This window comes from Klebsiella grimontii, assembly GCF_900200035.1.
In the GTDB taxonomy this organism is placed as follows: Bacteria; Pseudomonadota; Gammaproteobacteria; order Enterobacterales; family Enterobacteriaceae; genus Klebsiella; species Klebsiella grimontii.
The window spans coordinates 347,087-369,317 of sequence record NZ_FZTC01000017.1 but is presented as its reverse complement, the minus strand read 5'-3'; the positions used below and the strand labels follow the sequence as shown (position 1 = coordinate 369,317).

Annotated in this window: 19 protein-coding genes and 1 other annotated feature; of the genes, 9 read left to right on the top strand and 10 right to left on the bottom strand. The window is 57.6% G+C overall.

Annotation, left to right across the window (positions count from 1 at the left end; all coding sequences use genetic code 11):
- The first annotated feature begins 346 nt into the window (after nt 1-346).
- A complete protein-coding gene (locus KOSB73_RS14315; protein WP_004101388.1) occupies nt 347-598 on the top strand; it encodes a YciN family protein in 252 nt (83 codons plus the stop codon).
- Nucleotides 599-653: 55 nt separating this feature from the next.
- On the opposite strand, the gene sohB is transcribed toward KOSB73_RS14315, so the two are convergent.
- The gene (gene sohB / locus KOSB73_RS14310; RefSeq protein WP_098140606.1) at nt 654-1,700 is read right to left on the bottom strand and encodes a protease SohB; all 1,047 of its coding nucleotides are present in this window, start codon (nt 1,698-1,700) and stop codon (nt 654-656) included.
- A gap of 254 nt (nt 1,701-1,954) precedes the next feature.
- On the opposite strand from sohB, the gene KOSB73_RS14300 reads away from it, so the two are divergent.
- The gene (locus KOSB73_RS14300; RefSeq protein ID WP_004121257.1) at nt 1,955-2,716 is read left to right on the top strand and encodes a YciK family oxidoreductase; all 762 of its coding nucleotides are present in this window, start codon (nt 1,955-1,957) and stop codon (nt 2,714-2,716) included.
- A complete protein-coding gene (gene cobO / locus KOSB73_RS14295) occupies nt 2,713-3,303 on the top strand; it encodes a cob(I)yrinic acid a,c-diamide adenosyltransferase (protein WP_098140605.1) in 591 nt (196 codons plus the stop codon). The genes KOSB73_RS14300 and cobO overlap by 4 nt, the downstream gene beginning before the upstream one ends.
- Here cobO and KOSB73_RS14290 read toward each other — a convergent pair.
- From KOSB73_RS14290 to rnm, 7 genes are all read right to left on the bottom strand, one after another.
- Complete coding sequence (locus tag KOSB73_RS14290) at nt 3,275-4,249, bottom strand: helix-turn-helix transcriptional regulator (protein WP_024359429.1); 975 nt, start codon at nt 4,247-4,249, stop codon at nt 3,275-3,277. The two genes, cobO and KOSB73_RS14290, sit on opposite strands and share 29 nt — an antisense overlap.
- Before the next feature lie 16 nt (nt 4,250-4,265).
- Nucleotides 4,266-6,623, bottom strand: coding sequence for a beta-glucosidase (locus tag KOSB73_RS14285; RefSeq protein WP_064342505.1), 2,358 nt, complete (start codon nt 6,621-6,623; stop codon nt 4,266-4,268).
- 18 nt (nt 6,624-6,641) lie between these two features.
- Complete coding sequence (locus KOSB73_RS14280) at nt 6,642-8,006, bottom strand: MFS transporter (protein WP_098140604.1); 1,365 nt, start codon at nt 8,004-8,006, stop codon at nt 6,642-6,644.
- A gap of 165 nt (nt 8,007-8,171) precedes the next feature.
- Nucleotides 8,172-9,059, bottom strand: a complete 888-nt coding sequence (gene rluB, locus KOSB73_RS14275) for a 23S rRNA pseudouridine(2605) synthase RluB (RefSeq protein WP_004121268.1) — start codon at nt 9,057-9,059, stop codon at nt 8,172-8,174.
- A 228-nt stretch (nt 9,060-9,287) separates the two neighbouring features.
- Nucleotides 9,288-11,186, bottom strand: a complete 1,899-nt coding sequence (locus KOSB73_RS14270; protein WP_098140603.1) for a DUF2207 domain-containing protein — start codon at nt 11,184-11,186, stop codon at nt 9,288-9,290.
- Nucleotides 11,187-11,215: 29 nt separating this feature from the next.
- Nucleotides 11,216-11,836: an L-threonylcarbamoyladenylate synthase gene (locus KOSB73_RS14265; RefSeq protein ID WP_049090005.1), complete on the bottom strand. Its 621-nt coding sequence runs from the start codon at nt 11,834-11,836 to the stop codon at nt 11,216-11,218.
- 9 nt (nt 11,837-11,845) lie between these two features.
- Complete coding sequence (gene rnm, locus KOSB73_RS14260; protein WP_004139551.1) at nt 11,846-12,715, bottom strand: RNase RNM; 870 nt, start codon at nt 12,713-12,715, stop codon at nt 11,846-11,848.
- A 227-nt stretch (nt 12,716-12,942) separates the two neighbouring features.
- Nucleotides 12,943-13,038, top strand: a sequence feature (Trp leader region).
- A 35-nt stretch (nt 13,039-13,073) separates the two neighbouring features.
- Between rnm and KOSB73_RS14255 the strand changes: the two genes are divergently transcribed.
- The 5 genes from KOSB73_RS14255 to trpA are packed head-to-tail and all read left to right on the top strand — an operon-like array spanning nt 13,074 to nt 19,605.
- Nucleotides 13,074-14,636: an anthranilate synthase component 1 gene (locus KOSB73_RS14255; RefSeq protein WP_004139552.1), complete on the top strand. Its 1,563-nt coding sequence runs from the start codon at nt 13,074-13,076 to the stop codon at nt 14,634-14,636.
- Entirely contained in the window at nt 14,636-16,231 is a 1,596-nt protein-coding gene (trpD, locus tag KOSB73_RS14250; RefSeq protein WP_024359433.1) for a bifunctional anthranilate synthase glutamate amidotransferase component TrpG/anthranilate phosphoribosyltransferase TrpD, read from the top strand. The genes KOSB73_RS14255 and trpD overlap by 1 nt, the downstream gene beginning before the upstream one ends.
- A 3-nt stretch (nt 16,232-16,234) precedes the next feature.
- Entirely contained in the window at nt 16,235-17,593 is a 1,359-nt protein-coding gene (gene trpCF, locus KOSB73_RS14245; protein ID WP_049085461.1) for a bifunctional indole-3-glycerol-phosphate synthase TrpC/phosphoribosylanthranilate isomerase TrpF, read from the top strand.
- Nucleotides 17,594-17,602: 9 nt separating this feature from the next.
- On the top strand, nt 17,603-18,796 hold the full coding sequence (gene trpB, locus KOSB73_RS14240) for a tryptophan synthase subunit beta (RefSeq protein WP_004139553.1): 1,194 nt from the start codon (nt 17,603-17,605) through the stop codon (nt 18,794-18,796).
- Complete coding sequence (gene trpA / locus KOSB73_RS14235) at nt 18,796-19,605, top strand: tryptophan synthase subunit alpha (RefSeq protein WP_049085463.1); 810 nt, start codon at nt 18,796-18,798, stop codon at nt 19,603-19,605. Before trpB ends, trpA begins: the two co-directional genes overlap by 1 nt.
- 32 nt (nt 19,606-19,637) lie before the next feature.
- Here trpA and KOSB73_RS14230 read toward each other — a convergent pair whose 3' ends face one another.
- Entirely contained in the window at nt 19,638-20,093 is a 456-nt protein-coding gene (locus KOSB73_RS14230) for a MarR family winged helix-turn-helix transcriptional regulator (RefSeq protein WP_004139555.1), read from the bottom strand.
- A 77-nt stretch (nt 20,094-20,170) separates the two neighbouring features.
- On the opposite strand from KOSB73_RS14230, the gene KOSB73_RS14225 reads away from it, so the two are divergent.
- On the top strand, nt 20,171-21,118 hold the full coding sequence (locus KOSB73_RS14225) for a quinone oxidoreductase family protein (protein WP_098140602.1): 948 nt from the start codon (nt 20,171-20,173) through the stop codon (nt 21,116-21,118).
- A gap of 154 nt (nt 21,119-21,272) precedes the next feature.
- Here KOSB73_RS14225 and KOSB73_RS14220 read toward each other — a convergent pair whose 3' ends face one another.
- Nucleotides 21,273-22,172: a LysR family transcriptional regulator gene (locus KOSB73_RS14220; protein ID WP_049090004.1), complete on the bottom strand. Its 900-nt coding sequence runs from the start codon at nt 22,170-22,172 to the stop codon at nt 21,273-21,275.
- Nucleotides 22,173-22,231 lie beyond the last annotated feature (59 nt).

Here is a 22,231-nt window from a genome sequence, read left to right as displayed (position 1 = left end):
GACACGTCACAACCTATGTTGCGTCGTTATCGATGGATATCAACCCTTTGCACCGGTTTCAGGTCCATAAAACCAGATAGCTGAGTTTGCTGGCTTTTTCTTGCCAGGCGACATAGCACGAATAATTTTTGGCCGAATGTCAAGCAAATCTGTTGCCAGATCGCTGAAAGCGTCACACTGTACCTGATAAAATTCGTTACGCAACTTTATTAGCATGCAAAAGCAAATCCCGCCACTAAACTGATGTTTATTAAGCTCCTGCGATTACCCCCAGAAGATCCATGGAAAATTTGCCCCTCGTCGCCGTGCGGCGTAGACTAGCCGCGAAGAATCACAGGAGGCATTTATGCAAGGTACAACCCAACCCATCGATCGCCAGACGCTTCTGGAAAAAGCCAACAAACTCATTCGCGAACATGAAGATACGTTAGCCGGGATCGAGGCCACCGACGTCGTTCAGCGTAACGGCGTGCTGGTGTTCAGCGGCGAGTTTTATCTTGATGAGCAGGGTCTGCCAACGGCGAAGAGTACGGCGGTATTCAATATGTTTAAATATCTCGCGCACGAGCTGTCTGATAAGTATCACCTGGCGGATTAACCGCCGCGCGCAGGGCCAATACGACAACGCGAGGCCCGTGCCTCGCGTTGTTTTTTTACATCAGCGGCTTTTGCCCGCGCTGCCACCAGTGCAGCAGCAGTTTATCGGCGCTTTCCGCCGCGCTGCCGGTAAACCGGTCGAGCATTTTCTTACGCTGCTGGTAGCGCACGCTGATAACCTCATGCTTGTCCATCAGGCCCAGCAGAAGTTCATCGCTGGTTTCCACCGCGTCAACAAGGCCTTTTTCCAGCGCCTGAACGCCATACCAGTGTTCACCCGTCGCTACCTGCTCGATATCCAGCTCAGGGCGCATCCGGTGGACAAAGTCTTTGAAGAGTCGATGGGTATCGTTGAGATCTTCGCGGAATTTCTGGCGCCCTTCTTCGGTATTTTCGCCCAGCATCGTCAGGGTACGTTTGTACTGCCCGGCCGTATGCAGCTCAATGTCGATGTCCTTGTTCTTAAGAAAACGATTGATGTTGGGGATCTGCGCCACAACGCCAATAGAGCCAAGGATAGCGAACGGCGCGCTGACGATTCTGTTCGCCACGCAGGCCATCATATAGCCGCCGCTGGCCGCAACTTTATCTACCGCGACCGTTAACGGGATTTGTTTGTCGCGCAGACGCTGCAGCTGTGAAGCGGCAAGGCCGTAGCCGTGGACCACGCCGCCGGGGCTTTCAAGGCGAATCACCACCTGGTCGCGCGCTTTTGCCGCCGCCAGAACGGCGGTGATCTCTTCGCGCAGGCTGCTGACTTCGTGGGCATCCATACTGCCTTTAAAATCCAGCACCCAGGCGCGCGGTTTAGCGTCCTGCTCGGGAGTTCCCAGCTTTGCCCGCGCCTTTGCCGCTTTTGCTTCCTGCTTGAGCTTTTTCTTTTGCGCTTTATGCCACAGCTTCTGCTGCGGCCCATCGAGCAACGAAGCCGCCAGCTCTTCCTTCATCTCCTTATATTGCTCGCTAAGATTGGTTACCCGCAGCTCGCCGCGCTGTTTTTTGCGCTGAGTCAGGTTAACAATAATGGCGACGATAACCGCAATTGCGACAACGATGGTCGCGATTTTGGCCAAAAACAGGCCATATTGAGCAAGTAATTCCACGTTTTCACCTTGTGTAAACCGCTGACGTTGGCGCACAGTGTACATCAGCCGTCGGCGAGAAGTCTTTGTGCTTTGTGTCGCGCGCGAGGCGCCTTCCTGTTTTTTTCAGCGACGATGAAATCGTTGCAAGATATTAATTCCGCGAAGAGTTTCCGTTTCGCCGATTGCAATAGCGGGCGCTTTCAGGCATAAAGCGCAAAAGTGAAATACCGAATAGCAAGCGCGATCGCCTGCCGATCGCCCGAGGAGTCGCCGTGCACTATCAACCGCAACGTCACCTGTTACAGGATCGCATCATCCTGGTTACCGGCGCCAGCGATGGCATAGGCCGTGAAGCCGCCCTGACCTATTCCCGCTATAGCGCCAGCGTTATCCTGGTCGGCCGTAATGAAGAGAAGCTGCGCAGCGTTGCGCACGAGATTCAGCAAGCGGGCGGCATTCCCGCCCGCTGGTTCACTCTCGACCTGTTAACCTGCACGCCGCAGGAGTGCCAACAGCTGGCGCAGAAGATCGCCATCCACTATCCGCGCCTCGACGGGGTGCTGCACAACGCGGGTCTGTTGGGCGACGTGTGCCCAATGGATCGGCAAAAGCCGGAAGTATGGCAGCAGGTCATGCAGGTAAACGTGAACGGCACCTTTATGCTCACCCAGGCGCTGCTTCCTTTATTACTTAAATCCGAATCGGGTTCGCTGGTCTTTACCTCCTCCAGCGTCGGCCGTCAGGGGCGCGCCAACTGGGGCGCTTATGCCGCATCTAAATTCGCCACCGAAGGCATGATGCAGGTGCTGGCCGAAGAGTATCAGAGCCGTCATCTGCGGGTTAACTGCATCAACCCCGGCGGCACGCGCACCAAAATGCGCGCCAATGCCTTCCCAACGGAAGATCCGCAAAAATTGAAAACCCCCGCTGATATCATGCCGGTTTACCTGTGGCTGATGGGCGACGACAGCCGCCGTAAGACGGGAATGACTTTTGACGCCCAGCCGGGCCGCAAACCAGGAATCGCACAATGAGTGATGAACGCCACCGCGAACGCCAGCAGCGGGTAAAAGAGAAAGTTGACGCTCGCGTCGCCGCCGCGCAGGAAGAACGCGGCATCGTGATCGTGTTTACCGGTAACGGTAAAGGCAAAACCACCGCCGCTTTTGGCACCGTTACCCGCGCCGTCGGGCACGGTAAAAAGGCCGGCGTCGTGCAGTTTATAAAAGGCACCTGGCCAAACGGCGAGCGCAACCTGCTCGAGCCGCACGGCGTCGAATTTCAGGTGATGGGGACCGGTTTTACCTGGAATACGCAGGATCGCGAAAGCGACACCGCCGCCTGCCTTTCAGTCTGGGAGCACGGGCGCCGAATGCTGGCCGATGAAAGCCTCGACCTCGTTTTGCTGGACGAGCTCACCTATATGGTGGCCTACGACTACCTGCCTCTGGAAGAGGTGCTTACCGCGCTGCGCAACCGCCCGGCGCACCAGACGGTCATTATCACCGGCCGCGGCTGCCACCGTGAAATTACCGAACTGGCCGATACCGTTAGCGAACTGCGTCCGGTTAAGCACGCCTTCGATGCCGGGATCAAGGCGCAGATAGGGATCGACTACTAGCCGCCAGCCGCTCGAGCAGCCCATGATTGAGCGGCAGGCACAGGCAATCCTCCCCCAGCGCCAGCTCGCTTTCGGGAATATTTTGCCGCGAGACGAAGCGCTTACGGTATTCGGTTGGCGTGACGCCGCAGTATTTATTAAAGGCGGCAATTAGAGACTTGTGCTCCTGAAAGCCGCAGCTGTGGCTGATCTCAGTGATTGGCGTGCGCGTATCGCGCAGCAGAGTGCGGGCTTTGTTTAGCCGCACCAGCGTCAGGTACTCTTTAAAATTATAGCGGCTCACTTTTTTGAACAACCGCGAAAACCAGGAGTAGCTCATCCCGCTATGGCAGGCGACCTCGCTCAGGGTCAGCGGCTGATCAAAGTGTTGATTGATAAAATCAATGCCTTTTTTGATCATCGCCTCGTCGCGCAGCGAGCTTTCGCCGCGCCGCGTCGGCTTTCCGGCGCAGACGACCGCATCCAGCAGCAGATAAATCGCCGCGATGCGCTGAAACGGCGCGTGGTTATCGATTAGCTGTTCCAGTAGCCTCGCCAGCCGGAGGTGCACCTCACTGTCTGCCGTAGAGTAAGATCGTCCGCAGGTATTCCAGTCCAGCTGCGGCGAGGGATGAAGCTCATCAAACAGGCCGGGTGAAAACTGGACGGTGACCAGCTGGCTGCCCGCCTCCTCCGCGCTAAGCGAATGGACCTCTTCGGCATTGATGTACAGCATATCCCCCTGCGTAAGCTCCAGGCTCTGCTGGCCGACAGAGAGCGTAAATCGCCCCGCCAGCACGGTAATCAGCTCCGGAGCCGGATGCCAGTGAGGCTCGCAGTAGCGAACCTCCGCGGCAAACACGTTCAGCTTCTCCGCATCAAAGGCAATCAGCTCGTAGCCGCTGTTCACCGTCTGTCGGCCGGTCTGGCTGACCGAACGAGGATGAGTCACTGAAAAAGGGAACATGCGCACTCTCCTGTCATTAGCAATGATGAGCGCCCGCCAGCACCGCGTTAAGCTCGTCGCGCTCAATATCCAGCGCCAGGAACTCGGTCAGCGCAATCAGCAGCCCGCAGAACAGATCCGGCGCCAGGCGAATCAATTTTTCACGCACCTGCTCCGCTGGTATCTGACTCTTATCGGCAATCAGCGTCACGACGCGGGCAAAGGCCTCCGGCTGCTGGATCAGCTGTTGCAGAGAGTTATCATCGCGCAGCGGGACGTACCGCTGCGGGCAATCTACCTCCATTTCCGCCGTTAACGGCAGATCGCGGGATGAGGCGCCGACGCGGATCTGCCAGATGCCCGGCGTCACCATCCAGTCGCCAAGACCCGGATGGTAGCAGGCTAGTTCGGCAATGGGCAGCTGCAGGCTTACGCGCCGGGATTCTCCGGCGGCCAGCGCCACTTTGCTGAACGCTTTTAATGACTGTACTTCGCGAATCAGCTCCCCCTTCGGCGCGCTGACGTACAGTTGGACGATCTCTTTACCCGCATACTCCCCGCAGTTGGTCAGGTCGAACGACACCGTAAGCGTCTCGTCTGCGCCTAATCGGGAGGCTGACAGCGCGATATTATCGTAGGCAAACCGGGTATAGCTTAAGCCAAAACCAAACGGAAACTGAGGCATCAGGCGACGTTTGTCATAATAGCGATAGCCGACAAAAAGCCCTTCTCCGTAGTAGTGGCGCAGGTTTTCGCCCGGATAGTGTAGCCAGGCCGGGGTTTCCTCCAGGGAATTAGGCACCGTTACCGTCAGCTTGCCGCAGGGGTTACGCTTGCCGAAGAGGATTTCCGCCACCGCGCGCCCCATCCCCTGACCGGCAAAAAACGTTTCCAGCAGCGCTTTGCATTCGCCAAGCCACGGCATCACCACCGCATCGCTATTCGCCAGCACCACCACGATATTTGGCTGGACCGCGGCGACTTCACGAATCAACCGCTCGTGCACCGGCAGAATATGCAGATCCTGACGATCGCCGTTTTCGCCATCTTCGCCTACGGCGGTACTGACGAAGAGTACCGCCACGTCAGCCTCTTGTGCCACGCTGCAGGCCTGCGCCAGCGCCTGTTCATCATCGCGCAGATCGTCCGGCGCGCCTACGGCCCAGGTAACGCTAAAATCGTCCCCGGCGAGGTCGAAAATTTCATCCAGCGGGCGATCGAGAAGATACGGTACCGTGGTCGCGCATCCGGATCCCTGAATCACCGGCTCCTGCGCCGGTTTACCCAGCACCGCGATGCGCGGTGTTTTCTCCGAACGCAGCGGCAGCAGAGCCTCTTCATTTTTCAGCAGGACGATAGATTCACCGGCAAGCCGCTGCGCCAGCGCGTGGTGCGCCGTAAAATCGGCTCGCGTTTGCGGGCGGCGATGGCGCTGAACCTTGTCGAGCAGTTCCAGCATGCGTAGACAGGCGCGATCCACCACCGCCATCGGCACCTCTTCGGCTTCGATAGCCGCCAGCAGGGTTTGTTTATCGCGGCGGGTTTCCGGCATCGCCAGGTCGTTGCCCGCCATCAACGAAGCGGGACGATCTTTAATGCCGTACCAGTCGGACATCACCAGGCCGTCATATCCCCACTCATCGCGCAATACCTGAGTGAGTAAAAACGGATCCTGCGAAGTTTGTACGCCGTTAAGACGATTGTAGGAGGACATCACCGTCCACGGCCGGGATTTTGCAATCGCCCGCTGGAAACCCGCCAGGTAAATTTCCCGCAGCGCCCGCTCTTCAATGATCGAATCCATCTCCGTGCGGCGAAATTCCGAGTTATTGGCCGCAAAATGCTTCAGGCTGGCGCCGACGCCCTCCTGCTGCAGACCGTTGATCAACGCTGCGGCAATGTCACCGCTGACCACCGGGTCTTCGGCGTAATATTCATAGCCGCGCCCGGCCAGCGGCGTGCGGCGAATATTAATGCCGGGCCCGAGCAGGATCCCGACGCCCATTTGCTGACACTCTCGCCCCAGCGCTTGCCCCATCTGATGCACCAGTTCCACATCCCAACTGCAGGCCAGGCTGGAGCCGTTTGGAAAGCAGGTCGCCGGTAGCGAAGTGCTGAACAGCGCTTCACTGCCCCCTTTCGCGGCGGGCTCTTCCACGCTGGCCTGGTCTGCGGTTTGGGTGATGACCGAGATAAAATCATCCATGCTCCACTTTTCCCGGCCATCAATCTGCGCGCTGCTGTAGCGCACGCCATAAGTGCCGTCGGTCATAATGATATCTTCGATACCGTGCTGCGGCAGCGAGGCGGTGCGCCAAAGGCCGCTGCCGGTCAACAGCGCCACTTTCTCTTCCGCGCTCATCGCGGCAAGGGTGGTGTTAAAATCGTTACTCATCTCTCTGGCTCCCTGAGGTTAAAGCGCGTTCTGTTTACGCAGGCTGATCTTTTGCACAATATCGCGATAGGTTTTTTCATCCAGCGAATAGCAGGCGACAAACAGGGCGCTGAGGGCAAACATCGCGCCGGGAAATAGCGTCATCAGTACGTTAATGCCGTTAATCGCGCTGGCGGTGATATTGCCCGCGTCATAGTGATAATAGTCCAGCATCCATCCCGCGCAGCCGCCGCCGATGGCCATTGCTATTTTAGTGATGAAATTAAAAAAGCCGTAAATTGCGCCTTCGGTACGCACCCCATGGTGCCACTCGGCATATTCCACGGTATCGGCAATCATTGACCACATTGAAACGAAACCCATCCCCAGCGTAATACTGTAGAGACACACGCCGGTCATGATCAGCCAGATATTGTCGCCGGCGATAAAATATTGCATCAGTACGCCCACCACGCCGATTAACAGGGCCACCAACGTCATTTTCTTTTTACCTATCAACGCAATAATTTTTTCCGAAATAACGGTACCGACAATATAAGTCGCCGACTGAATCATAAAGAAGGTGGAGGTAAAACCTTCGCTACCAATGATATATTTGATAAAGTAAATAGCGATCGCCATCCACACGGTATAGGCAATATAAAAAAAGACGGTGAACATGGAGAGGTTAATTAGCGGCGCGTTACCTGCCACCGCCTTCAACATTTCCCGCAGCGTCGGCGCCGGAATCTGTTCCTCTTCTTCGCCAACGCGCTCTTTGGTCATCCCGAAACAGGCAAGGAACAAAAACGTCGCCAGCAGCGCAAAGCAAGAGACGGCGAAGACATAGCCCAGCTGTTTATCGCTAAACGGGGAAATCAGCCTATCCGCGGTGGTGGACACAATCAGATAGCCAACAATCGCCAGTACAAACCGGTATACCGACAGCGATGAACGGGAGGCTTCATGCTGGGTTAAACGGTTGGTCAGCGCCGAGTAAGGCGTATTCACCGCCGTATAGGCCAGGCAATAAATAGTATATGAAATCAGTGCGAAGTAGAATTTGGCCTCACCGCCGAAAGGCACAAAGCAGAGCACCGTCAGAAAGCCCAGCGGAATGGAACCATACAATAACCATGGACGAAGTTTACCGTAACGGCTGTGGGTTTTATCGATAGCAAAACCAATCACAATATTAAAGGCCGCATCAACCACGCGGGCAATAACAAAGATCAGGCTCGCCTGTACGGCGCTAATCCCGTAAATATTGGTATAGAAAAAAAGTAAGAATAGAGAAACAAAGCCGAAGGATAAATTAGAGGCGAAATCGCCAAATCCATAGCCTATTTTTTCTTTAACGCCGATAACCACATAGCTTGCCGATAGTTTTCCTGCTGTTTCCATTTTAGGCTACCTGTTAATGTAATCAGTGGCGTCAGTATATGGCGTAGCCAGGCGCATCGCTTTGCGTTATTTGTCCGGGGATTTCCCGTTTTTTGTCTTTATGCAGAAGTGTGAAAGGAGTCACAAGAGAGAAAATTCCGGCGGCGACCGCCGGAACTGGAATAATTAACCGTTACCGTTATTACGGCTGCTGGAACGACGGTTGTTATTATTATTACTCACCTGGCTGTGGCGCTTAACCGCGCGGCGAATCTGATTTGCCTTCATGCGACGGCGATCTTTTTCGACGGCGACCTTAGAGGTGGTTTCCGGCGTAAGCTCGACCAGCTCACGCAGGTAGTTGGTTTGCGCCAGGTCCAGCTCGGTGTAGCCGCCGCGCGGCAGGCCTTTCGGCAGCAGAATATCGCCGTAGCGCACGCGGATCAGGCGGCTGACCTGTACGCCAACGGCTTCCCACAGGCGACGGACTTCGCGGTTACGCCCTTCGGTCAGCGTGACGTTGTACCACTGGTTAATCCCTTCACCACCGGTAAACTTGATGGTTTTGAACGCCGCCGGGCCGTCTTCCAGCTGTACGCCGCGAGAAAGCTGGCGCAGCTTGTCATCGTCAATCTGGCCAAACACGCGCACCGCGTATTCACGTTCCACTTCGCGGCTCGGGTGCATCAGGCGGTTCGCCAGTTCACCGTCGGTGGTAAACAGCAGCAGGCCGCAGGTGTTCACGTCCAGACGACCGACGGCAATCCAGCGCGCGCCGCGCAGCTTTGGCAGACGATCGAACACCGTCGGACGCCCTTCCGGGTCGTTGCGGGTACAGAGTTCGCCTTCCGGCTTGTAGTAGGCCAGCACGCGGCAAATCTGTTCCGCAGACTCTTTCACAGAGATCAGGTGGCCGTCGATGCGAATTTTTAAACCCGGGACAATTTCAACGCGATCGCCAAGGGTGGCGATTTTGCCATCGACGCTGACGCGGCCAGCTTCGATTTTGGCTTCGATTTCACGGCGGGAGCCGTGGCCAGCGCGGGCCAGCACTTTTTGTAATTTCTCGCTCATTGAGCTTCCTTAAGGTGTCGCCTTCCCAGGCGTCTGGTATACTTCGAAAAACAGGGCGTTAGCAAAATAATATTCTAACACCATGTTCTGTATATATATTTTGCATCAAGGCGTATCATGTTTTGCGCCATTTTAGCGACCACAGTAGAGACACGTCTTCTCGCGTGGGCGAACATGGTACACGAACTTTAAGATCAATGCTTCTTCGCATTACGAGGATAGCACAACTTACCATCCGCCTCCGCCGCCGCCTCCTGCTCCGCCGCCGGAAAATCCCCCGCCGCTGCCGCCGAGACCAAAAGCGCTGGCGGATCCACTATTCAGATGCGCCTGCAAGGTCAAAAACGCCCCGGATCGGGCTATCTCCGGCGCCTTAATCGCCGCCGCCAGGGATGGAGCCAGGCGATTGGCCCACGCCTTACCCAACCCTGCGGCTACCGCCCAGCTAAGCAATGAAATATCCAGGTAACGGGATTCGCCTTTGCGCCGTGGGCCGCTGTGCGTTGCTGCCTCCAGCCGTCCAAGATAACGGATGACCCCTTCAGCTCTGGCAAAGCGCTGCTGGCCCAATTGCGTAAGCTGCGGGAGCAGGCAAAAGCCCAGCGCGGTGATATAACCGGACAGGCACCAGGCGCTGAAGTATCCGGCGGGCATATACCATTGAAAGAGCGAAAAACCCATTTTCCCCCATAGAAACAGAAAAATCAGGCCGCCGCCGATAAGCGGCCACAACACCGTCGCCATTAGACGCTTGCGAATTGGTTTGCCGGGATCGCTATCGCTCAGTAAAAACACGCTGCTAAAGAGAAGCGGAATAACGAAGAAAAGACCCGCAAACCAATCCGCAGTTAAGGTTCTGGCCGTCCAGCCCAGACTCTGCGCATTAGCGAGAATCTGAGTCGCAAACATCGCCACAATACCGCATAACAGGAAGCTCAAAGGCCGATAGCCCGCGCCCTTATGCTGCTGACGATAGTATTTATCCATTCGCTTAAACGCTTTGCGCAGCGTTCTGTTGTAGCGCCCCTTGAGCTCCACTTTATCGCTCTTATGAAACAGCAGATCCATCAATAGCTGCTCTTCCTGGGTCGGAATATCGCCTGTGTGAATTGCGCCAGAACGTACCCGAACCAACGAGCATAGCATTTCATCGCCCGGCACATTCTCCAGCGCCACCCGCCCCTTCACAATCAGGTTGGTCACATCGGCGCAAAAACCTTTATCGTCGTACGTTTGCTTCGCCGCCATACGCAAATAGCCTGGAGAAAATTCCGTAGACATTGACGTCAGCACCGGCACGTCAACCGGAGTAAAACGCGGCCTGCGCAGCCATAAAAACAAGAAATAACCCGCCATTAATCCACAGGGGATCCACACGCTTAAAGACGATAACGTGGGGATAAAAAGATGCGGGAGTAGATGAGTCGCCTGCGGCTCTGCGGCATCAGGCAACAGCGCACGAGGCCAGCGATAGAGTACGGTAAAATCCTGCTGGTAGAAGGGTTCGCGGGACTCAATGCGCCCATCCGGCAGAAGGTGGCCATTTTTTAACCTTTCGCCATCATCGCCGGTAAAAAAGTCGATCTGCCTGAACGGGTCCCCTTGCGCATCCGCTAGTTGCAGCGCGAAGCGAACCTGGAATATTTCGAACGACCAGCTGGCGCCGGTGACATTCCAGATAAGCACATCATCTTCGTCATCGCGGATAAACGCGTTGCTGACCTGATAGTGCACCTGGTAGCGATAATCGCCTTCCGGCAGAAAAGTTTGCTCATCGCCGACTACGATCCTCATCGTCCCCCGGTGCCAGAGCAGATGCCAGGGCTCGGGTTTGCCATCGCGGGTCACGCCGATCACATGGTACGTCAGCAGGGCCGCGTTGCCGTCCGGCCGCACCCACATACGCGGAAGATCGCGAAAGAAACCGTGTTTGATCTGCCTGTTGCGCACCTGGAAGTGAAGGTTTTCTCGCACGTCCAGCACGCCGTCCTGGCGCATGGTAGCCTGAACGTCAAACAGAGCGATAGCTTCTTGCCAGGGGGATAAAACCTCAGAATGCGCAGGGCTGAACGGCACGCTGAACAGCCACAGCAGAAGAAAAAAGCGACAGATTAATGTCCATTTCACGACGATTCCTTCCTTGGAATAAAAAACAATTACAGGAACGGCGTCACGTCCCCGACGCCTTCACGCACTACGATCGGCGCGTCTTCGGTAAGATCGATAACCGTGGTCGGCTGCTGGCCCAGATAGCCGCCGTGAATAATCAGGTCCACCTGCTTCTCCAGACGATCCTTAATCTCTTCCGGATCGGATTCGGTAAAGTCGCTTCCCGGCAGCATCAAGGAAGTGGAAAGCATCGGCTCACCCAATGTTTCCAGCAGCATTTGCGCAATCGGGTTCGACGGCACGCGCATCCCGATAGTCTTACGCTTCTCCTGCAACAGGCGGCGCGGGACTTCTTTGGTGCCCTTGAGGATAAAGGTATAGTTACCCGGCGTATTGTTTTTAATCAGACGAAAGGCCACGTTATCGACGAATGAATAGGTCGACAGCTCGGACAGATCGCGGCACATCAGGGTAAAGTTGTGGCCGTTTGGCAAATTACGGATCCGGCAAATCCGCTCCATCGCGCCTTTATCTTCAATTTTACAGCCTAAGGCGTAACCGGAGTCGGTCGGATAGACGATGACTCCGCCTTTACGCACAATGTCCACCGCCTGGTTAATTAACCGCGCCTGGGGGTTTTCCGGATGGATATAAAAAAACTGGCTCATACTTCCCTCTCAATTTTGTTCTACGGCCACTTCCCAACTGCGCCAGATCCCTTCAACGCCCGCGGGCAGCCAAAGTTTGCGGCCCAGTTCGATCCATGGGCAGGGCTGATGAAAATCAGACCCCTGCGAGGCATCCAGGCCATACTGCACGGCGTAAGCGGCAAGCTGAGCGCGCTCGTGCGGCGCCTGTTGACACTGCGCCACCTCCATCGCATCGCCGCCCTGTTCGCTAAAGTGGGCCAACAGACGTTTTAACCACTTGGCGGAAAGGTCATAGCGCCCGGGATGGGCAATGACCGCCTTACCGCCAGAATGATGAATGACATCAATCGCTTGTTTTATTGTACACCACTGAGGCGGAACGTAACCGGTTTTCCCGCGCGCCAGATACTTCTTAAAGACGTCAGCCATATTGTTGGCATAGCCGGCCTCCACCAGAAAACGGGCAAAATGGCCGCGCGTCACCGCACCGCCGTCCGCCAGCTTCAGCGCCCCTTCCCAGGCCCCCGGGATCCGCGCTTTTTCCAGCCGTTCAGCAATCTGCTGGCCCCGCATCTGGCGACGCGCTTTCTGTTCATCGAGCAGCGCGATCATTGCCGGATGGCCGATATCGATATTCAGTCCGACAATGTGAATTTCATGATTTTCCCACAGCGTGGAAATCTCCACCCCGGTAATCAGCGCCAGCGGTAAACCGGCGCGTTCAATTTCAGCCTGAGCCGCGGGAATCGCCGCCACGGTATCGTGATCGGTAATCGCCAGGGTGCCGACGCGCATCTGGTGCGCGCGATGGACAAGTTCTTCTGGAGTCAGTCGCCCGTCAGAGGCAATGGTATGGCTGTGCAGGTCGTAAATCACTGCGTAATTGGTGTTGCTCAAGATGACTCCTGCTGGACATGAACCTGTACCCGTCATACTTTAAGTCACAGGCAGATTGACTGTGATTCTGCAGCTTAAGTGATTAAGGATATCAATAAGCGCATCATCATACCGACAGAGAGAGAAAATCTGCAAACAGGGGTTGACATTAATCTCTCGGACTAGTTAACTAGTACGCAAGTTCACATGAAGGGGTATCAACGATGAAAACGCAATTTATCACTCTGCACGGCTGGTGGCGCACCTCCTGTTATCGGGCGGCGTGATCGCGTTTTGCACTCAGCATACAGATACCCGGCCCGCCAATGAGCGGGCTTTTTATTGGACAAATTATTATAGCGAACAGGCGACAACAATAATGCAAACATCAAAACCGGCACTCGAGCTTCTCACCAGCGACGCCATCTATCGGGAAAACCCCACCGCATTGTTCCACCAGATCTGCGGCGCGCGTCCAGCCACCCTGCTGCTGGAATCCGCTGATATTGACAGCAAGGATGATTTAAAGAGCCTGCTGCTGGTGGATAGCGCCCTGCGCATTACCGCACTTGGTGACACCGTCACTATTCACGCATTGTCCGCCAACGGTACGGCGCTGCTGGAACTGTTGGATAGCGCCCTGCCCTCCGGCATCAATAATCAGCGTCAGCCCAATAGCCGGGTATTAACCTTTCCCCCGGTCAGCGCGCTGCTAGATGAAGACGCCCGCCTGTGTTCACTCTCGGTATTCGACGCTTTTCGCCTGCTGCAGGAACTGGTTACCGTTCCGCAGGACGAGCGCGAAGCCATGTTCTTCGGCGGCCTGTTCGCCTATGACCTGGTCGCCGGTTTTGAAGACCTGCCATCGCTGGAAAGCGACACCGCCTGCCCGGATTACTGCTTCTATCTGGCGGAAACGCTGCTGGTTATCGATCATCAGACCAAAAACACCCGTATCCAGGCGAGCCTGTTTACGCCGCTGGAAAGCGAAAAGCAGCGTCTGCTGCAGCGCATCGCTCAGCTTCGCCAGCAGCTGAACGAGCCGCCGCTGCCGCTGCCGGTAACCACGGTAGCCGAGATGCGCTGCGACTGCGACCAGAGCGACGAAGAGTATGGCGCCGTGGTGCGTAAAATGCAGCGCGCCATTCGCGCGGGCGAGATTTTCCAGGTCGTGCCGTCGCGCCGCTTCTCGCTGCCCTGCCCATCGCCGCTCGCCGCTTATGATGTGCTGAAGAAGAGCAACCCGAGCCCGTACATGTTCTTTATGCAGGACAACGATTTCACCCTGTTCGGCGCGTCGCCGGAGAGCTCTCTCAAGTATGATGCCACCAATCGCCAGATTGAAATCTACCCGATCGCCGGTACCCGACCGCGCGGCCGCCGCGCGGATGGTTCGCTGGATCGCGATCTCGACAGCCGCATTGAGCTGGAGATGCGCACCGACCATAAAGAGCTTTCCGAGCATCTGATGCTGGTCGACCTTGCGCGTAACGACCTCGCGCGCATCTGTACGCCGGGCAGCCGCTACGTCGCCGACCTGACCAAAGTCGACCGCTACTCCTTTGTGATGCACCTCGTCTCCCGCGTGGTTGGCGAGCTGCGCCGCGATCTTGACGTGCTGCATGCCTACCGCGCCTGTATGAATATGGGCACCCTCAGCGGGGCGCCGAAAGTGCGCGCCATGCAGCTTATCGCCGCCGCTGAAGGCAAGCGTCGCGGCAGCTACGGCGGCGCGGTGGGCTATTTTACCGCCCACGGCGACCTCGATACCTGCATCGTTATCCGTTCCGCCTACGTGCAGGATGGCGTCGCCACCGTCCAGGCGGGCGCCGGTATCGTGCTCGACTCCGTTCCCCAGTCAGAAGCGGATGAAACCCGTAATAAAGCTCGCGCGGTGCTGCGCGCTATCGCCCAGGCCCACCACGCGAAGGAGATTTTCTAATGGCCGACATTCTGCTGCTCGATAATATCGATTCTTTTACCTATAACCTGGCAGACCAGCTGCGTTCGAACGGCCATAACGTGGTGATTTACCGCAACTCCGTCCCGGCGCAGGCGCTGATTGAGCGCATCGGCACGATGAAAAACCCGGTACTGATGCTCTCTCCAGGGCCGGGGACGCCGAGCGAAGCGGGCTGCATGCCGGAGCTGCTGATCCGCATGCGCGGCAAACTGCCGATTATCGGTATCTGCCTCGGACACCAGGCGATTGTCGAAGCCTACGGCGGCTACGTCGGCCAGGCCGGCGAAATCCTCCACGGTAAGGCTTCGAGTATTGAACATGACGGACAGGCGATGTTTGCCGGTCTGAGCAACCCGCTGCCGGTGGCCCGCTACCACTCGCTGGTGGGTAGCAACATTCCGGCGGGGCTGACCATCAATGCCCACTTCAACGGCATGGTCATGGCGGTGCGTCACGATGCGGATCGCGTCTGCGGCTTCCAGTTCCACCCGGAGTCGATTCTGACCACCCAGGGCGCGCGCCTGCTAGAGCAAACCCTGGCCTGGGCGTTGCAGAAGCTGGAGCAGACCAACACCCTCCAGCCAATTCTGGAAAAACTGTATCAGGCCGAAACCCTGAGCCAGCAGGAGAGCCATCAGCTGTTCTCAGCGGTGGTGCGCGGGGAAGTGAAACCCGAGCAGCTGGCCGCCGCGCTGGTGAGCATGAAGGTGCGCGGTGAGCATCCGCAGGAAATCGCCGGCGCCGCCACCGCGCTGCTGGAAAACGCCGCGCCGTTCCCGCGCCCTGATTATCTGTTTGCCGATATCGTCGGTACCGGCGGCGACGGCAGCAACAGTATCAATATTTCGACCGCCAGCGCGTTTGTGGCCGCCGCCTGCGGCCTGAAGGTCGCGAAACACGGCAACCGCAGCGTATCGAGTAAATCAGGATCTTCCGACCTGCTGGCGGCGTTCGGTATCAATCTGGATATGAATGCCGATAAATCTCGCCAGGCGCTGGATGAACTGGGCGTTTGCTTCCTGTTCGCCCCGAAGTATCACACCGGTTTCCGCCACGCGATGCCGGTCCGTCAGCAGTTGAAAACTCGCACCCTGTTTAACGTGCTTGGGCCGCTGATCAACCCGGCCCACCCGCCTCTGGCGCTGATTGGCGTTTATAGCCCGGAGCTGGTGCTGCCGATTGCGGAAACCCTGCGCGTGCTGGGCTACCAGCGCGCCGCGGTGGTGCATAGCGGCGGAATGGACGAGGTGTCGCTGCACGCGCCGACGGTGGTCGCGGAGCTGAACAATGGCGAAATCAAGAGCTACCAGCTGACCGCCGCCGACTTTGGCCTGACGCCTTACCATCAGGAGCAGCTGGCAGGCGGCACGCCGGAAGAAAACCGTGACATTCTTACGCGCTTACTACAAGGTAAAGGCGAGGCCGCTCACGAAGCCGCCGTTGCCGCCAACGTCGCCATGCTGATGCGTTTACATGGATACGAAGATCTGAAGGCCAACGCGCAGCAGGTCATCGATGTGCTGCACAGCGGAGCGGCCTATGACAGAGTGACCGCATTAGCGGCAAGAGGGTAAATAATGCAGACCGTTTTAGCAAAAATCGTGGCCGACAAAGCGATTTGGGTAGAAGCCCGCAAACAACAACAACCGTTAGCCAGTTTTCAAAATGAAGTGGTACCGACGCAGCGCAATTTTTACGACGCCCTCGCCGGAACCCGCACCGCGTTTATTCTCGAGTGCAAAAAGGCCTCGCCATCAAAGGGGCTGATCCGCGATGATTTTGACCCGGCGGCCATCGCCGGCGTCTACAAGCACTACGCCTCGGCGATCTCGGTACTGTGCGATGAGAAATATTTCCAGGGCAGCTTCGACTTTCTGCCGATCGTCAGCAAGGTCGCGCCGCAGCCGATTTTGTGTAAGGACTTCACCATCGATCCTTACCAGATTTATCTGGCGCGCTACTACCAGGCCGACGCCTGCCTGCTAATGCTTTCGGTGCTGGATGACGAACAGTATCGCCAGCTCTCCGCCGTCGCGCATAGCCTGAACATGGGCGTGCTGACCGAAGTGAGCAATGAAGAGGAGCTGGAGCGCGCGATTGCGCTGAAGGCGAAAGTGGTCGGCATCAACAACCGCGATCTGCGCGATATGTCGATTGACCTCAACCGTACCCGCACCCTGGCGCCTAAGCTCGGTCATGAGGTCACGGTGATCAGCGAGTCCGGTATCCATACCTACGCAGAAGTGCGTGAACTAAGCCACTTCGCCAACGGTTTCCTGATTGGCTCGGCGCTGATGGAGCACGCCGATCTGAACGCCGCCGTGAAGCGCGTGCTGCTCGGCGAGAATAAGGTCTGCGGCCTGACCCGCCCCCAGGATGCCCAGGTGGCGTATGAATCCGGCGCGATCTACGGCGGCCTGATTTTTGTCCCGACGTCGCCGCGAGCGGTGAATGACGCTCAGGCGAAAGCCGTCATCGATAGCGCGCCGCTGAGCTACGTCGGCGTGTTCCGCAATACGCCGGTGGCGGAAGTGGTCGCCCGCGTGGAAAATCTGAGCTTAGCCGCGGTGCAGCTGCACGGCAGCGAAGACCAGGCCTATATTGATACCCTGCGCGCCGAACTTCCGGCGACGGTGCAAATCTGGAAGGCCCTCAGCGTCGGCGAAACCCTACCGCAGCGCAATCTGCATCACGTCGATAAATATGTATTCGACAACGGTCAAGGCGGCACCGGCCAGCGTTTCGACTGGTCGCTGCTGCAAGGTCAGGACCTGCGTAACGTTCTGCTGGCAGGCGGCCTCGGCGCCGATAACTGTGTGGAAGCCGCCAAAAGCGGCTGTGCCGGACTCGATTTTAATTCAGGCGTAGAGTCGCAGCCGGGTATTAAAGATGCCAGCAAGCTGTCCTCTGTATTTCAAACGCTGCGCGCATATTAAGGAGCAATAATGAGTACTTTACTGAACCCCTACTTTGGCGAATTCGGCGGGATGTACGTTCCGCAGATCCTGATGCCCGCCCTGCGCCAGCTGGAAGAAGCGTTCGTCAGCGCGCAGAAAGACCCGGCATTCCAGGCTGAATTTACCGACCTGCTGAAAAACTACGCCGGTCGCCCGACGGCGCTGACCAAATGCCGTAACCTTACCGAAGGCACCCGTACCACGCTGTATCTCAAGCGTGAAGACCTGCTGCACGGCGGCGCGCATAAAACCAACCAGGTGCTCGGCCAGGCGCTGCTGGCGAAACGGATGGGCAAAACGGAAATTATCGCCGAAACCGGCGCCGGCCAGCACGGCGTGGCCTCTGCGCTCGCCAGCGCCCTGCTCGGCCTGAAGTGCCGTATCTATATGGGCGCTAAGGATATCGAACGCCAGTCGCCGAACGTTTTCCGCATGCGCCTGATGGGTGCGGAAGTGATCCCGGTACATAGCGGTTCTTCTACCCTGAAAGACGCCTGCAATGAAGCCCTGCGCGACTGGTCCGGCAGCTACGAAACAGCCCATTATATGCTCGGCACCGCTGCCGGTCCGCACCCGTTCCCGACCATCGTGCGTGAATTCCAGCGCATGATTGGCGAAGAGACCAAAGCGCAGATTCTGGAGAAAGAAGGTCGTCTGCCGGATGCGGTTATCGCCTGCGTCGGCGGCGGATCGAACGCCATCGGCATGTTCGCCGACTTTATCGACGAAACCACCGTTGGCCTGATTGGCGTGGAGCCCGCGGGTCACGGTATTGAGTCCGGCGAGCACGGCGCGCCGCTGAAGCACGGTCGGGTGGGTATCTACTTCGGTATGAAATCGCCGATGATGCAAACGGAAGAGGGGCAGATTGAGGAGTCCTACTCCATCTCCGCCGGGCTGGACTTCCCGTCAGTGGGGCCGCAGCATGCGTATCTGAACAGCATTGGCCGCGCCGATTATGTGTCGATTACCGATGACGAAGCGCTGGATGCCTTTAAAGAACTCTCCCGCCATGAGGGGATTATCCCGGCGCTGGAGTCCTCCCATGCCCTGGCGCACGCGCTGAAAATGATGCGTGAAAACCCGGAAAAAGAGCAGCTGCTGGTGGTTAACCTCTCCGGCCGCGGCGATAAAGACATCTTCACCGTACACGATATTTTAAAAGCGCGAGGGGAAATCTGATGGAACGTTATGAGACGCTGTTTGCACAACTTAAAGCTCGCCGGGAAGGCGCGTTTGTTCCCTTCGTCACCCTCGGCGATCCGAATCCGGAACAGTCGCTGAAAATTATCGATACCCTGATTGAAGCGGGCGCCGACGCGCTGGAGCTGGGCATCCCCTTCTCCGACCCGCTGGCTGACGGCCCGACGATTCAGGACGCCACCCTGCGCGCTTTTGCCGCAGGCGTCACGCCCGCCCAGTGCTTTGAAATGCTGACGGCGATTCGTCAAAAGCATCCGACCATCCCAATCGGCCTGCTGATGTACGCCAACCTGGTCTTCAGCCCGGGCATTGATGAATTCTACGCCGCGTGCGAACGCGCGGGCGTCGATTCAGTGCTGGTCGCCGATGTCCCCGTGGAAGAGTCCGCGCCGTTCCGCCAGGCCGCGTTGCGCCATAACATCGCGCCGATTTTCATCTGTCCGCCGAATGCCGATGACGATCTGCTGCGCCAGATCGCCTCTTACGGTCGCGGTTATACCTACCTGCTGTCGCGGGCGGGCGTGACCGGCGCGGAGAACCGCGCCGCGCTGCCGCTGCATCATCTGATTGAAAAACTGGCCGAGTACCACGCCGCGCCGCCGCTGCAGGGTTTTGGCATCTCGGCGCCGGAGCAGGTGACCGCGGCGATTGACGCAGGCGCGGCCGGCGCGATTTCCGGCTCTGCCATCGTCAAAATCATTGAGCGTAACGTGAACGACCCGCAGGCTATGCTCGCCGAACTGAAAGCCTTTGCGCAAAGTCTGAAGGCCGCCACCAAAGTCGCCTAAGCGCGTCCGCCGCCCGGTCCCGCGCCGGGCGGCTATTTCTGCTGCAAGCTGTCGGCATATTTGCGCGTCAGACGAAACAGCGCCAGCACATCATCTTGCGACCACCCTGCCAGCACCTCATTCATCAGCCGCGTTCTTGCTTGCGCAATGCGTGTAATCATCGCCTGGCCCGCTTCGCTGAGCGTCACTTCGCTAATCCGCCGGTCTTTCGCATTGGGCTGCTTTCGCGCCAACTCTTGGGCTTCCAGCTTCTTCACCTGCCTGCTGACGGTGGTGTAGTCGCGCCCAAGGCTGTCCGCCAGTTCAACGACCCCGACGGGTCCCCTGCGCCCGACGGCCACCAGTAGCGGAAAGAGAGTCCGATCGAGCTGGACCTCGGCCGCCTGCAGTATCTGCTCATCGCGCATCGGTTGGTTCATCACGCTGATGATATCGAGCAGCGCGCCGTGGAAGTCGCTAATGTCGTAATTATTAGGTGCATCTTGCATATATTAGTTAACCGAGTATAGTGCCGTTAGCTGATATGTGCATTTTACACATAACTATCCCAGAGGGGGAGAAGACAATGAAAGCAGCCGTGGTTTTTGACCTGCAGCAGGGGCCGGTTTGGTCCGATTTTAGCGATCCGCGCGCCGGTGAGAGTGAGGCGTTAGTCAAGGTTCGCGCCGCCGCCATCAGTCATGTGGTGAAAGGCCGGGCCTCCGGCAAACATTATAGTTTCGATGGTCGTCTGCCTTTTGTCCCGGGTATTGATGGCGCCGGCGTACTACCCGACGGGCGGCGCGTCTATTTCGCCTTCCCCGCCGCGCCCTGGGGCAGTATGGCGCAGTGGGCTCCCGTCGCCCTAAACCACTGTCTGCCGCTGCCGGATGAACTGGACGATATCACTGCCGCCGCAATGGCTAATCCGGGTATGTCGGCCTGGGCGGCGCTGGTCAAGCGCGGCGGGTTGAAAGCGGGCGAAACCGTATTGATCAACGGCGCCACGGGCAGCGCCGGTCAGCTGGCGTTGCTAGTCGCCCGCTTTCTGGGCGCCAGAAAAGTGATAGCCTGCGGGCGAAACGGGGAGAAACTGGCCGCGCTCGAAGCCGATGCGATCGTGAACTTAAGTCAGGATGAGGCGAGCCTGCGGGCGCAGTTTGCCGAACTGGCGGCGCAGCAGATTGATGTCGTCGTCGATTATCTGTGGGGACGTAGCGCCGAACTTTTGCTGCCAGCGCTGGCAAAGCACAGCCCGGGAAATACGCCGGTACGTTTTATTCAGGTCGGTTCCCTTTCCGCCGCCGATATCGCGCTCAGCGGCGCGGTACTGCGCTCCGCGCCGCTGCAGCTGATGGGCAGCGGTATTGGCAGCCTTTCAGTGTCCCAGCTGCTGGCCGCTACCGGGGAAATGCTGCAGGCTGCCGTTACTGGCGGGTTTACCATCGCCACCACTCCCCGGCCGCTTCGCGAGGTCGCCGCGGCATGGCCGCAGGATAACAGCCAGAAGCGCACCGTTTTTATCGTCGATTAAAAAAAACGCTTCCGCACAAAAGTTGGGGTTGATATCTTAAATGAGAAATATTATCTTTCTCATTACCGAGTAGTTGAGTAAACAACTCAGGTATTCGGTACGACATTGCTCACATTGCTTCCAGTATTTTTGCCCGCACTTGTGCGGGCTTTTTTTATGGCTGCCGACACTCTCTGCGCACCAGCTGCCTTAGCCAGCGATGCGCTAATTCATGCTCCTGGCGAGGATGCCACATTTGTGACACCGTTATCTCCGGCGTGCTCACCGGGAGGGGAAAACCGATCATCTCTTTTCCCGCCGCGCTCTGCAGGCAGGAGGCCGGGACAACGGCGATAAGTTCAGCATCCCGGGCAACGGCCAGCGCGGCGGAAAACGCAGGCACCACCGCGGCAATTCTGCGGCTCATTCCATATGCCGCCAGCGCTTCATCAACCGGCCCGCGGATCGCCCCGCGACGGGAGGCTATGACGTGCCCTACGGAAACAAATTGTTCTCGCGACAGTTCGGCAAAGGCGGCTAACGGGTGGTTTTTTGCCAGTGCGGCGACAAAGCGATCGCGAAACAGCGCCTGCAGGCGGATCTCAGGCCCCATATTTTCCAGTACGCCAATTTCCAGGTCCACCCGCCCCTCGCGTAAAAATCGAGCATCTTTCTCCGGCTTCGCGACAAACTCGAGCGTCACGCCCGGCGCTTCTCGTGCGACAGCGTTCACCAGCGCCGGGCCAAAAACGTCTATAAATCCCTCATTGGTACGTAACGTAAATCGCTTCTCAAGGGTCGATAAACTCAGCGGCGCAGGCGAAGCGTTGAGCACCGCGCGCATCTCAGTGACGACGTTTTTTGCCCGCGCCTGCAGACTTTCCGCATGGGGAGTCAGCACCATTTTTCGCCCGGCCCTGACCAGTAGCGGGTCGCCGGTTACCTGCCGTAAGCGCGCCAGCGTGCGGCTCATCGCCGACGCGCTAAGCTCAAGCCGCTTTGCCGCCCCGGCAACGCTCTTCTCGCTCAACAGTACATCCAGCGCAGTCAGTAAATTAAAATCGGGATCGGTCATCTTTTCTCCACTCCGGGATAGGGCGTCTGATGCACTTTATTATTGCAAATGCTGCGCCT

Excerpts from the sequence above, each read along its gene's own strand:
- KOSB73_RS14315 (WP_004101388.1), top strand. The coding sequence starts at position 347 with ATGCAAGGTACAACCCAACCCATCGATCGCCAGACGCTTCTGGAAAAA.
- cobO (WP_098140605.1), top strand. The coding sequence starts at position 2,713 with ATGAGTGATGAACGCCACCGCGAACGCCAGCAGCGGGTAAAAGAGAAA.
- KOSB73_RS14290 (WP_024359429.1), bottom strand. The coding sequence starts at position 4,249 with ATGTTCCCTTTTTCAGTGACTCATCCTCGTTCGGTCAGCCAGACCGGC.
- KOSB73_RS14285 (WP_064342505.1), bottom strand. The coding sequence starts at position 6,623 with ATGAGTAACGATTTTAACACCACCCTTGCCGCGATGAGCGCGGAAGAG.
- KOSB73_RS14280 (WP_098140604.1), bottom strand. The coding sequence starts at position 8,006 with ATGGAAACAGCAGGAAAACTATCGGCAAGCTATGTGGTTATCGGCGTT.
- rluB (WP_004121268.1), bottom strand. The coding sequence starts at position 9,059 with ATGAGCGAGAAATTACAAAAAGTGCTGGCCCGCGCTGGCCACGGCTCC.
- KOSB73_RS14265 (WP_049090005.1), bottom strand. The coding sequence starts at position 11,836 with ATGAGCCAGTTTTTTTATATCCATCCGGAAAACCCCCAGGCGCGGTTA.
- KOSB73_RS14255 (WP_004139552.1), top strand. The coding sequence starts at position 13,074 with ATGCAAACATCAAAACCGGCACTCGAGCTTCTCACCAGCGACGCCATC.
- trpD (WP_024359433.1), top strand. The coding sequence starts at position 14,636 with ATGGCCGACATTCTGCTGCTCGATAATATCGATTCTTTTACCTATAAC.
- trpCF (WP_049085461.1), top strand. The coding sequence starts at position 16,235 with ATGCAGACCGTTTTAGCAAAAATCGTGGCCGACAAAGCGATTTGGGTA.
- trpB (WP_004139553.1), top strand. The coding sequence starts at position 17,603 with ATGAGTACTTTACTGAACCCCTACTTTGGCGAATTCGGCGGGATGTAC.
- trpA (WP_049085463.1), top strand. The coding sequence starts at position 18,796 with ATGGAACGTTATGAGACGCTGTTTGCACAACTTAAAGCTCGCCGGGAA.
- KOSB73_RS14230 (WP_004139555.1), bottom strand. The coding sequence starts at position 20,093 with ATGCAAGATGCACCTAATAATTACGACATTAGCGACTTCCACGGCGCG.
- KOSB73_RS14225 (WP_098140602.1), top strand. The coding sequence starts at position 20,171 with ATGAAAGCAGCCGTGGTTTTTGACCTGCAGCAGGGGCCGGTTTGGTCC.
- KOSB73_RS14220 (WP_049090004.1), bottom strand. The coding sequence starts at position 22,172 with ATGACCGATCCCGATTTTAATTTACTGACTGCGCTGGATGTACTGTTG.